The sequence below is a fragment of the Bifidobacterium sp. WK012_4_13 genome, from assembly GCF_041080835.1.
GTDB classification, from domain to species: domain Bacteria; phylum Actinomycetota; class Actinomycetes; order Actinomycetales; family Bifidobacteriaceae; genus Bombiscardovia; species Bombiscardovia fermentum.
Map to the genome: position 1 here is coordinate 1,381,383 of NZ_CP129683.1, position 11,965 is coordinate 1,393,347.

Below are 11,965 nucleotides of genomic sequence, written 5' to 3' on the forward strand. Positions count from 1 at the left end.
GAAGACGCATGATGCATGCAGGGATATTCTGTTCGTTCGTGTCGATTTCGCAGATCGTCTACTGGACCGATTGCGATTGCGACGATTGTGCGAGATGGAGCTTCGTCATGGCCTTTCTCAGCACGTGCGTGCATGCCGTTATCGGCGTGAGATGGCTGTTCACCAGATATTCTCTGATGGAGCATATCCCAACTGCAAGAAAATACAGCACAAGCAGCAGCAGCGCCTGGATGATCATTGGAATTGGATTCGGCACCGGATTCGCTATCGCAGCGAAGGTGAAGCACGCGACGACCGCCCACCTCCAAGCCTGAAGCATCGAATGCACCTTGAGGGCTCCAGCGAAATTCAACGCCACCAGTATCTCCGGTGTAAGCAGAGACAGCCCGAAGACAAGGATGAGCTTCATGCAGAAGGCGACGAAGGTGTTGGCCTGAAGGAGCATCACCGCATCCTTGGGGACGAATGAATTGAGCGCGGACACGGCCTCTGGAATGGCACGCAATCCGGTATATGCGCCGGCAGCGAAGAGCGCGATGCCGATGATTCCGAATACGGCGACGTATCGCTTCTCGCTGCGCCGCAGCCCAGGGCCTATGAACATGCAGATCTGCAGTATCCACCACGGACTTGAAATCAGGAATCCCAGCTGCAATGCAAGGTTGAACTTGAGGTCAAGCGCCCCGCCGATGGTCTGGAAGTTGAGCTGCGCGCTTCGACCGCCGCTTTCCATAAGCAGTCGTTGAATGTAGGACAGCACCGGATCAAAGAGATACCATCCTGCAACTGTGCCCACGCCGATTCCTGGCAAGGTCCACAGCAGTCGTTTCCGCAGCTCTCTCAGATGCTCGAAGACACCCATGTTTCGCTGCGGATCAGGCTTCTCTTTCACGGTCGTCATTCCCCGAAACTGTCACCTGAAGGAACGCGCTCCTGAGTCATGTTCGTTTCAAGAACGCGCTCCCTTGGTTCCACGTCGATGCGTCTTCGAATCGTCTGAGGCGAGGATGCGGCCGGATCGCCAAGTGGCGGAGATGTCTTCTGCACCGCGGGCGACGGGGCTTGTGTCACTGGAACGGTCGCAGTTTCTTCATCGCCTTGAAGATCCTTCAGCTCATGCTTCAGGATCTTGGCGGACTTGCCAAGCGAATGTGCAAGGTCCGGAAGCTTCGATGCTCCGAAAAGAAGCACCAGAATCAGCAATAGTACAAACAAATGAATGGGTCTCATCTTGTATCCTTCCATGGAAACTATGTTTGTTGTGTTTTGACGTTTCAGGCTTGATTCACGGGATCGCGCTGAGCGCCTTGATTGCCATCATTCGAAGGACCCTGCGAGTCCGCCGGGGAAGATCCCTGCGAAGCTTCCTCGGCGGATTGCGCTGGGTCGACGACGACATTCTTGGATTGCGCATTCGACTTGGCCACCTCATCGACCCACTCAGTCATCTCTTCGCGGACAGCTCGGCGAATGATTTCTCGGGGATCGTAATCATCCAAGTTGAACGTTGGAAGATTCACCTCCGGCATTTCGGCATGTGGCATGTCTCCTTTCGTTTCCTCACGCAGCTTCGCGCTCCAATGCCTGAGGGACTCGACTCCTGACTTGAAGCCCTTCAACGCCTTCACGACGCTGTCAGGCCCGATGACGGCTGCGACCAAGATGAGGAGGACAAGAAATTCGGAACCACTGATACCCAGCACCTCGCATCACCTTCTTTCTGATTCGTGGGATCTCACGATTCATGCCACGCAATATGGATCCAGCTGTGGCTGAACGCGTTTTTGCGCCGTCTCAAGAGCCTGTCTCGGCGTTGCAGAACCCTGCTGAAGCGACGATGTCGCCGCATCCAGCGAATTCCAGAGGAGATTGCCGACTGGTATCGCCGGTCGATGTGAGGAATATGCCAGCGCATCCGCGAAGAAGCTGATGCTTTTCTGATAGGACTTGTCCTCAAGCGCCTTGTGATCGGCCGGAAGGGCGATATATCGCTTCAGGGCTGTGCTCTCACCAGGATCACTGCAGTAATACTTCATGAATTCCCACATCATCTTGGACTTGTTCGCGCCCTTCGGCACACATAGGCCGAAGCCTCCCGACCATGTCTTTGGCTTCTGTCCCTTCTTCTTCACAGGCAGATAGGTCACCCCGTATTTGAGATCCTTGACATATTCCATAACCGTCGACAGGGAAGAGGGAACCATGACCTGCATGGCAAGTCTTCCACTGTTGAACGCGGACTGTGCAGGCGGATGATTCGGCGGTTCATAGGTTGCCGTGAACGTATCGACCTTCTTGTAGTTCAATCGCTTGATCCAGCCTGCAAAGTCGTTGGCGCTTTCGACCAGCTTCGGGTCGAGCAGGGTCACCGAGCATGAGTTGCGATCATAGAATTGCGCACCGTTGTTGTTCGCCCACGTATAGAGACTCCCCTGATCCTCCCATGGAATGAATCCCATGTATGTGTAGTTGCCCTTGGAGTCAGTTCTGGTGAACTGATCGGCTATCTTCCAGACCTCCTCGAAGGTCGGAGCGCCGTTCTTCGGATCGAGCGCACTGATGTCAATGTTCGCCTTTTCCAGAGCCCCCTTGTTATACACAAGCACACGAGAATCGGTGGTAAACGGCAGACCATATAGCTGATTCCTGTAGGTCATCTCGTCGATGGTGAAGTCAAGCCACTGACCGGTGACATCCTTGACCGAATCGGTGTCATATTTCTTGATTATGGGATTTATCGGCTCCAAAAGACCTATCGCGGCATACTGGACGGTCGTGAATCTATCCAGAAGCCACAGATCTGGGGCCGTTCCGCTCCGGACCGCGGTGATGACCGCCGAAGCGTCTCCCTGCGTGGAAGTGGGTACCTGGGATTGCTTGACCTTGAATTCAGGATGGATCTTCTTGAACTTCCTGATGATCGCCTCCTGACTCGGCAGGTCATTTGCCCATAGTCCCCATAGATTCACGTAGTTGGGATCGGCTGCGCTGCCACAGCCTGAAAGGGTGAGCGCGCCTGCTCCCAGTACCGTCGCTCCCAGCGAGAGTCGCAGAAAATCACGGCGTGAGACCATCATGACACCTCCTTTGATTCGTCAATGCGAGTTGATGGATGCAAGGCCTGACCCTTGTCGGATGCTGCTGCGGTTCGTGTCATTTGAACGCTCCCATCGTGATGCCTGAGATGAAGTAACGCTGGAACACAAAGAAGAGCAGCACAAGAGGCAGCAGCACCAGCACACTCGCCGCCATGAGCAGCCCATAGTTGACGTTCGTTCCCCCCGTGCTTTGGAAGAACTGCAGACCGATTGCCAAGGTCTGCACGCTTTCATCGTGCAGATAGATCAACGGACCCATGAAATCGTTCCACGCGCCCACCGCGGAGAAGATTGCGATGGCCGTGAGCGCCGGCCCTGTCATCGGGAAGACGATGGACCATGCGAGCTTCCATTCGCTGGCACCGTCGACTCGAGCGGCATCCAGCAGATCTCGTGGAATCTGTGACATGAACTGCCGCAGCAGGAATATGTTGAATCCGCTTCCAAACAGTGCCGGCACAACAAGTGGAATGAAGGTATTGATCGTGTGAAGCCCCGCCCAGAAATCGAACATGGGAATGAGGGTGATGGGCATGGGAATGAACAGGGTGGCAATGACGACGAAGAAGATCTTGTCACGCCATGGCCAATCGATGCACGAGAATCCATACGCAATCACGAAGTTCGCGACAACGTTGAACAGGGTGCTCAGCGCAGTGATGATGACGGTATTGCGGAAATATGTCAGGAATGGCATCATCTTCGTTGCGTTAAGGAAGTTCTCCCAGTGCCATTCCCTGGGCCATAGTGTGGGTGGGTATTGCGCCAGCTCTTGCGGAGACTTCACCGCCGAGATGACCATCCAATAGATTGGGAGCAGGAACAGCAGCAGCACGAGGAACAGGATTATCCTCGCAGCCCATGCGCTGTACCAGGGCGCCCTCGATCCATCCGCCCTCTTGTTGTATTTGCTTGTTTTTCTTATTCCATCGTTGCCGCTCTTGCCGACTCCCGGCTGCGCGATTTGAGCGACGGGCGAAGCACCATGTGTCATGATGAGTCCTTTCAGTCAGCCGAAACGTCGTAGTTAACGAACTTCTGTGAAATCCAATACACGAAGTAGGCAAGGATGATGCCAAAGACGAAGAGCAGCAGCGCCATAGCCGACGCATAGCCCAATTGTGCATACCCGAATGCGTTGTTGTAGAGATACAGCATGTAGAACAATGTGCCATTGTCAGGACCGCCGTTGGTCATGATGAATGACTGCGTGAAGATCTGCAATGCTCCGGAGATTCCGGTTATGAGGTTGAACAGAATCGTCGGCGTCAGCAGGGGCAGGGTTATCGAGAAGAACTGCCTTATGGGACCGGCGCCATCAACACGGGCCGATTCATACAGCGTTCCTGGAATGTTGTGCAGACCTGCCAGATATATCAGCGCGGCATTTCCTGCGCCCAGCTGAGCCATGACGACCATAACCACTTTTGCAGTCATGGGATCGCCCAGAAGATTCGAGTTAGGAACCCCAAACCAGCCCAGGAATATGTTGAACAGACCCATCGTGGGATTCGTGAACACGATGAATATGAACGACAGCGCAAAGGCCGGAACAAGCGAGGGTATGTACAGCGCCGTTCTGTAGAGGGCCACCTCACGGACATTCTTGTTCATTGCGAATGCCAGCAGCAAGGCGACGACCAATCCTATCGGAACTGCCATCGCCGCATATATGAGCGTGTTTTCCACTGACTTTGCAGTCAAGGGATCCGTGAATGCGCTCTTATAATTCTGCAGACCTATGTATTCCGGATTGTTCATGCCGGAATATCGGGTGAAGCTTATGACTGTCGAGTATACGATCGGATAGATCATGAACACGCAGAAACCGATGATCCACGGGGAGATGAAAAGCAATCCTATCCTTGTGTTCCTTTTTTCATGTTCGGTCCATCTATGCCGGCGCTTCACTCGTTTCTTACCACTGGTGAGTGAAGTCTCGGCCTCGTGGATGTTCTTCGGAGCTAGACCCCCAACCCCAACTAAAGTAGACACCTTTGTCCTCCTTCATTTTTCTGACACCGAAACCGTGAGAAGATTATTCGACTTCCTTTCTCAAACGCAAGGTACTGATTTGGAAAGGCTTCATGCTCAGGAATATCTGATGGTCCTCATTCGCGAGAAGCTTGGGTGAACCATTCGACGAATCCTGCCGAGGCCATGACGAATCGTTGGAAAGCGAAGATTCAAGGGCATCACACCGATCGGCGCCCATGAATGTTCGATCGAGCTGGATCTGGACTGTGCCACGGCCGCCATGGGACTCATAGAGGCGGACGATGACGTCGCCCGACTCGTCATCCGCGAGTTTGATCGCCTCTATCACGGCATTGCCATCGACGATAGACGCAAGAGGCGCAACGGTCCGCGCACCATTGAGATGGTGGACTGGCGCGTTGAGTCGGTAGCCGTCCTCGATCGCATCCTCCACATCGGCACCGACCAGAAGATCGGTCTTCATCATGAAACTTCCCTGATCGGCATGTGGGTCAGGGGCCTCGGGGCCGCGAAGCAGCGATTCGCCGATGACCGTATACGGTCCCTTGCGTCCCGTGGCGCGGAATATCCCATGCCCATAGGTCTGATCGTTGGCGATGGCGACTCCGAAGTCGCCCTCTTCGACTCTGACCCAGCGCTGGGCCATCGTCTCGAACCGTGCCTTCTGCCACGAAGTGTTCGTATGTATTGCACGCGTGAGATGCCCGAACTGGATTTCAGATTGAGCGAAATCAGTCATCAGATCCAGTGGGAACTCAAGCTTCAGGAGCTTTCGCTTTTCATGCCATTCGATTGCCGTCGTGAAACCCACCTGAGATGCATGGGGAGCAAGGCAGATGGTCTGTCTATACGAGCTCTTCCCATGGTGACGTGTAATCGTCGCAACGGCAGCGCCGCTGTCGTCATGGGTCACGCTGACGCTGTCGCAGGAATCGATGACCTGCTCATGGCGACGGTAGTCATCGTCTATGTTCCACGCATCCCATTGGTTTGGAATGTCTCTGGCGATGACCAGCTTCCCGAGCGACTCGTTTTCAGGAATTAGCTGGCGTGCCCTTCTCCTGTCGACAAGCGAGTCCACCATGCCGCTCCCGCTCAGATGCAGTTCGAGAATTCCGTTGTCAATGGTCCACCCATCCCCATCGCAATCACGAATGTCCACCCGATCGAGGCTCTCGCTTCGCGCTTCGCCTATCTCTCCGGCACGGACTCCATCGACCGTGAAGGCTCCAGGATTGACGGCAAGTGTGAGATCCCCCTCTCCCACAAGTGCCTTCAGACTGGCGTCGATGATGCGTTGGGCACGGTCCATGAGATCCGCATACATTCGTGTGGCATCCTCGTACACCCATTCGATCGCAGACCCCGGAAGGATGTCATGGAATTGAAGCAGCAACGCCGTCTGCCACAGATCGTGCAATTCATCATACGGGTATTGATCCCCCTCTCGGACAGCAGCGGTGGCAGCCCACATCTCAGCTTCGCGCAGCATATGCTCGCTGCGTCTGTTGCCTGCCTTCATGTTGTGCTGTGATGTCAGCACTCCACGATGATTCTCCAGATAGAGTTCGCCAACCCATGTGGGAGCGTCGGGATACTCGCCTTCAGCCTGTTCGAAGAAAGCCTCGGGAGAGGCAAGCCTCACGCGAGGAGATGCCTCCATGTTCTGCTGCCTATGTGCAAGTTCAAGCATGTCGCGGGTTGGACCACCGCCGCCGTCGCCGAATCCGTAAAGCAGCATCGTTGACCTTGCCGAACCCAGTTCCTTGAAATTCGATTCTCCCCTTGCCAATTCCTCCGGACTGAAAGTGGCACCATACGTATCCGCAGGAGGAAAATGAGTGAACACTCTGCTGCCATCGATGCCCTCCCACCAGAAGCTGGAATGAGGGAACACGTTGGTGTCATTCCACGACAGCTTCTGAGTGAGCATCCACTTCATGCCAACGTGCCGAGCGATTCCTGGCAGTGCCCCGGAATACCCAAAGCTGTCGGGCAGCCAGACTATCGAAGGCTTGACGTTGAAATACTTCTTGAAGAAGGCAATCCCCTCGCTGAATTGACGGATGTATGCTTCCGAGCCGATCATGTTCGCGTCGGCTTCGACCCATTCACCGCCCACGACAACCCAGCGGCCTTCCGCAACGCGTTTCTGAATTCTCTGGAATATATCGGGATGGTCTTCCAGCAGCCACTTATATTGCACGGCACTGGACGCGGCGAAGGTGAACTGTGGGTCCAGGTCCATCAGATACAGGACGTTGGAGAAGGTGCGCGCAACCTTGCGACGCGTCTCCCGCAGAGGCCAAAGCCATGCGGAATCGATATGCGCGTGCCCAACGGCATATACGTTGGTCGCCGATGCCACGGCCGGACTGTCCAGCGCCGGCTTCAAGGCCTTGCGCGCGGCCTGCACGCTGCCTCGGACATCGTCGGGGTCAAGCGCATCTATCGCCAGACTCAACGCGTGGATGATATCCGCCTTGCGCGTGCTTCTCTCTGGCAGGACATCAGCCCATCCACGCAGCACCATGACATCATAGACAAAGCCATCGGCCTCACTGTCTATCGAAAGGAGCTGGGCCTTTCTCAGACGATAGATGGGCTCCTTGCCGGCCGTCTTTCTCGAGCCAAGAGGCATGGGAGTGGTCCACCCAAAGCTGGCAATGTCCGGATTCGAAGCGGCCTCTACATAGAACTCAACATGGTGCTCAGCCGCGTCAGAGAGCTCACCCTCCAAGGGGATGTTCAGATTGCGTGGCTCAATGCCCTTGACGACGGTGCCATCCGGGCGATATACGGTTCCCTCTGCCTGGAATCCCGGCCCGCCGCCTTGGAATCCAAGATCGATGGCCAGCTCAATCCTCTGATTGGCAAGGTCTGCGCGATGCAGCCAGTGCGCCGGTATCGTCCCGGAAATGTGAAACCAGGTCGTGCCCCATGGGAATGACCAGTTGTCACCAACCGATGTGGGCTCGAACTCGTGTGCGACTGCCTCCTTGAATGTGACGGGCTCTCCAGGAGCTTCCCATCTCGAAACGCTCACGGCAGTGCTTTCAGTAATGCGACCGGGAACGACCCAGTCTTTTACCAAATGATCGATACGCTCACAGATTGCATTTTCTTCTAAGAACACAGGTCAAACCCCTTTGCTTGACGGTGATTATATATTTATTATATCTTCCGATGACTATATTGCAACTTCTTTCGATTTATTTTTATTATATATATTTTATATATTGTTTACTTAGCTTAAATATCCTTACATTCTCGGATTCCTGAGAAATTCCTATGAACCGTCTTCCCCATGCAGGTACATTTCAGTGATATATTGCATCAGCACCATCAATGATTTCCCTTACTAGAGCGTGTAATAGCTACTGGAAATAATCAATCTAACGAGTATACTTTTTGTATTATCAGAGTCTTGTGCCGGTACTGTTTCACAGAGGAGTCGCGATGTTCGAAGCTCATTGTTCCAACGGCTCACAGACCTGCCGCCCCATGTCGAAAGCAGTCGGACACGGATCTCTCTCCAAAGGCGTCGAGGATGAACATCGTCGGGCGAGAACGGAGGCCCTGTCAATGGGCCACCCTCCCATGCACGCCATCTGAGCGTCGCCGGAAATGGTGGGATTCATATCGTGCAGTTTGGTTCATTACACTTAAGTCAAATAGATCGTCTTCACAGGCTTTATCCAAGGAGGATAAGATTCTCTACCATCAGATTTATGAAAAGATTCGAGCGGACATACAGGGCAATGCGTACGAGATCGGCAGCAAGCTCCCCTCGGTAAAGCAACTCTGCGAAAAATACTCGGTGAGTGCAATAACCATCCGGCATGCACTCGACATGCTTCGCGACGAGGGCTTCATCACCCGCCAGCCCCGCATAGGAACGACGGTAACCAGCTTGAATCCAGGCACGGTCGCGAAGCCGACCTCGCCGTCAAATCTTCCTACGATCGCCTTCCTGACCACCGATTTCTCAGATTCATTCGGGACTCTCGTGCTGATGGGGGCATTGAAACGAGCTCAGAACAGGGCGCACATATTGCTTGGCAGAACTTCGGCAGACGACACTCTCCAAGAGAGCGAGATCGCCTCGGCACTCAGCGCGGATGCGGATGGGCTCATCCTGATGCCCTCCAATTCGACATTCATTCCAAAGGCGATTCTTGATCTGATATCCCGCGGTTTCCCGGTCACGATTCTCGACAGGCTCTTTCAAGGCATTCCTGTCGCGACCATTTCGAGCGACAACGTCCAGGCGGCGAAGGAGGCGACGAATCATCTATTCGATCTCGGACACAAGAATGTCGCATTCATCGGATCCAAGTCGCACATATCGACGATCACCTCACGGCATAGCGGCTGGGCTATGGCCTATGCAAACAATGACATTGTGCTCGATGACGAGCTGAGCTTCACAGAGGTTCAATCCACGATCCCCGACTCCACGGCGGAGGAACGGGAAGACGACATCCGTAAGCTCGAAGAATTCATAACCGCCCATGGCTTCGTCACCGCATGCCTCGTTTCGGAATACAACATCGCGCTTCTGCTTCGAGAGGCCCTGCGAAGGGTCGGCAAATCCATTCCAGAGGATATGTCGGTCATCTGCTTCGACCACGCAAGCTACGCATTCGATCATGAGCTCTTCAGATTCACGCACGTCGAACAGGAGCAGAAGGCATTGGGCGAGAAGGCGATCGACGTGACGCTGCGACAAATTGAGAACGGCCCCAGCAGCGAACAGATCCTATTGCCAACGTCACTGGTGACAGGGAATTCGACGGCAGAACCGCGGAAACGCACAGTGGCCACCCAGCCATGCGAATGACACGGCTCAGATGGCTCCGGGTGCCTATGTCAACGCAGTTCGAAGCCGGACGCGATCGCACGCTGGCCTCCATCGGCCATGGCCTGCATGGATTCGTACGGATGAATCAGCGTGACCTGACGATGTCATTGAGCGAATAGCTGAGTTTGACCGAGGCATTGCTCGATACCGTGATCTTGGATTTCGAATCGGTCGTGTACCGTGCCATCGAGTATGACTTTCCGCTTCCCTGAACGAAGAATTCCACGCTGCTCTGATCCTGGATAATATGGAAAGTCAAGGTTGCCGGGGATGCGATGCCGCTGTTGGCAGTTATTTTCTTCGTGTATTCATAGACACCGCCGCTGTCTTGGATGCGGGTGGTCGTTCTTGAGACTGAATAGTCGCCGGTCGCAGCGGAATATTCAATTGTCTCCGAAGCGTCCTTATGCGTAAGGGACACGGTTATGTCACCGCCGAGCCTGCTCTCACCGCTCACAGTCGAGAACCGCAGCACTGCATTTTGGCTTGTTGACCGAGTGACGTCAAGCAATTGCCGATGACTCCGAGACCCATAGGCAGTGCCCTTCACGGCACGCGCATAGAGAGACGATGGTTCGACGAAGGTGTTGTCAAGGGTGTAGTTTCCGGCCTGTCCCCTCAGTTTCAAACGATGGGCGAGGCTCAGCGATCCCAGTCTGTAAGCCGTGCCATTCTCGTCGGCAATCGTCTTGTCGGAATAGCCCCAGTTTCCCATCCATGCAAGCGAGATCAGTGCAGCATCGCCTTGCTGCATGAAATTCGCGCCATAGTAATCCGAACCATCATCCACGCGCTTGGGCTGCTGCTCTGGCACGAAAACATTCTTGCCGTCCAGATGACCGACCATGTAGTACGTCCCAGTGGTCTGACCATATTGGTATCCATTCGCGCCAAAGAACAGGATCGTCTTTCGCTCTCCGGTCTGAGGATCATACAGGGTCTTGATGTTTGGGCATTCGATCGTTCCCAGATCCTTGCCGCCCAAAGCCTCGGCATCGAGCATCGTATCGCCGACTTCAGTGAATGCAACGCCATCCTTGCTCGAATAGGTACCGATTCTGTCACCTTCAGCCAGATACATCATCAAAGTCTTCGATCGGGCATCATACGAGATATACGGATCTCTGAAATTGCTGCTCGCATCGGGAGCCGACATAATCGCAGCATCGCGATAAGGCTCGAAGGTCCTGCCGCCATTCTTTGAATATGCAACGAACTGCTTCTGCACACCATCGATGTAGCTGGTGAAATACGCCACGAGATCCGTCTTGGACAGATCCCCATAGAATCCGTTCTCATTCGTGATCACCGAACCAGTCGCCATCCAATACCAGACACCATTGAACTTTGGAATCGAAACTCCGACATTCGTGTAGTGGACGAAGTCTTTGGTCTTGACGTGATACCAGACGGTTCCATCATCGTCGTGCCGGTAATTGGCATTCTGCAGATACATGAAGTGATAGTAGCCGTCACTGCCCTTCCAGATGGTCTGGATATCGTTCATGAAACCCTGCGACGCTTGATAATGATAGAACTGGTCAAATTGTGTCTTTGTCAAACTGTTGCTCTCCCCTGTGGCGTCGACGGAATCGGCAGCATCGACCGCGTTGGCCTGTGAGGAAAAGCTCATTCCCACTCCGGTCGATAGGACGGTGACAAGGCAGACCGCGGCTGCCAGCATGCGCCTGGAACAGCGGTGAAGAAACCGCGTCTTCTGCGTGATCCCAATATTTCGCTCCCCATTGTCAAATCTCGGCTTATGCACTCTCATACACATTTCCCCCAGCAATCCCGTAACTGCATTGTTACCGTGACTTCGTCGTACTGGGAAAGAGATTATTACGTCAAACGTTTGACGTCAAGTCGGAGAGAATCCAATGTAATCGTCCTCAACGACGGCATGGCACCCATGCCAACAATGTGGCATGGGTGCCATGCATATATCAGACAGAGCGCCGACCGTGCTGAAGAACTCCCCGACGCGGCAAGAGGATTGCAATCG

9 protein-coding genes are annotated in these 11,965 nt (G+C 54.1%); 1 reads left to right on the forward strand and 8 read right to left on the reverse strand.

Going from position 1 to position 11,965, the window contains the following annotated elements:
- Positions 1 to 58: 58 nt before the first annotated feature.
- From QN062_RS05630 to QN062_RS05660, 7 genes are all read right to left on the reverse strand, one after another.
- Positions 59 to 892 carry a twin-arginine translocase subunit TatC gene (locus QN062_RS05630; protein ID WP_369340870.1) on the reverse strand — a complete coding sequence of 278 codons (834 nt, stop codon included), beginning with the start codon at positions 890 to 892 and terminating at the stop codon, positions 59 to 61.
- Positions 893 to 897: 5 nt separating this feature from the next.
- Positions 898 to 1,230, reverse strand: coding sequence for a twin-arginine translocase TatA/TatE family subunit (locus tag QN062_RS05635; protein ID WP_369340871.1), 333 nt, complete (start codon positions 1,228 to 1,230; stop codon positions 898 to 900).
- A gap of 44 nt (positions 1,231 to 1,274) precedes the next feature.
- A complete protein-coding gene (locus tag QN062_RS05640; RefSeq protein WP_369340872.1) occupies positions 1,275 to 1,703 on the reverse strand; it encodes a hypothetical protein in 429 nt (142 codons plus the stop codon).
- Positions 1,704 to 1,742: 39 nt separating this feature from the next.
- Positions 1,743 to 3,077, reverse strand: a complete 1,335-nt coding sequence (locus QN062_RS05645) for an extracellular solute-binding protein (RefSeq protein ID WP_369340873.1) — start codon at positions 3,075 to 3,077, stop codon at positions 1,743 to 1,745.
- A 76-nt stretch (positions 3,078 to 3,153) separates the two neighbouring features.
- The gene (locus tag QN062_RS05650) at positions 3,154 to 4,092 is read right to left on the reverse strand and encodes a carbohydrate ABC transporter permease (RefSeq protein WP_369340874.1); all 939 of its coding nucleotides are present in this window, start codon (positions 4,090 to 4,092) and stop codon (positions 3,154 to 3,156) included.
- Between the two features lie 11 nt (positions 4,093 to 4,103).
- Positions 4,104 to 5,093 (reverse strand): carbohydrate ABC transporter permease, encoded by a 990-nt coding sequence (locus QN062_RS05655; RefSeq protein ID WP_369340875.1) that lies wholly within the window; start codon positions 5,091 to 5,093, stop codon positions 4,104 to 4,106.
- A 43-nt stretch (positions 5,094 to 5,136) separates the two neighbouring features.
- Positions 5,137 to 8,232 (reverse strand): alpha-mannosidase, encoded by a 3,096-nt coding sequence (locus QN062_RS05660; protein WP_369340876.1) that lies wholly within the window; start codon positions 8,230 to 8,232, stop codon positions 5,137 to 5,139.
- Between the two features lie 414 nt (positions 8,233 to 8,646).
- Between QN062_RS05660 and QN062_RS05665 the strand changes: the two genes are divergently transcribed.
- Positions 8,647 to 9,939: a GntR family transcriptional regulator gene (locus QN062_RS05665; protein ID WP_369340877.1), complete on the forward strand. Its 1,293-nt coding sequence runs from the start codon at positions 8,647 to 8,649 to the stop codon at positions 9,937 to 9,939.
- A 106-nt stretch (positions 9,940 to 10,045) separates the two neighbouring features.
- On the opposite strand, the gene QN062_RS05670 is transcribed toward QN062_RS05665, so the two are convergent.
- Positions 10,046 to 11,593, reverse strand: a complete 1,548-nt coding sequence (locus QN062_RS05670; RefSeq protein ID WP_369340878.1) for a GH32 C-terminal domain-containing protein — start codon at positions 11,591 to 11,593, stop codon at positions 10,046 to 10,048.
- Positions 11,594 to 11,965: the final 372 nt, after the last annotated feature.

What these genes read in the sequence shown, in the direction of transcription:
- QN062_RS05635 (WP_369340871.1), bottom strand. Translation starts at nt 1,230, where the DNA reads ATGAGACCCATTCATTTGTTTGTACTATTGCTGATTCTGGTGCTTCTT.
- QN062_RS05645 (WP_369340873.1), bottom strand. Translation starts at nt 3,077, where the DNA reads ATGATGGTCTCACGCCGTGATTTTCTGCGACTCTCGCTGGGAGCGACG.
- QN062_RS05650 (WP_369340874.1), bottom strand. Translation starts at nt 4,092, where the DNA reads ATGACACATGGTGCTTCGCCCGTCGCTCAAATCGCGCAGCCGGGAGTC.
- QN062_RS05665 (WP_369340877.1), top strand. Translation starts at nt 8,647, where the DNA reads ATGAACATCGTCGGGCGAGAACGGAGGCCCTGTCAATGGGCCACCCTC.
- QN062_RS05670 (WP_369340878.1), bottom strand. Translation starts at nt 11,593, where the DNA reads ATGAGCTTTTCCTCACAGGCCAACGCGGTCGATGCTGCCGATTCCGTC.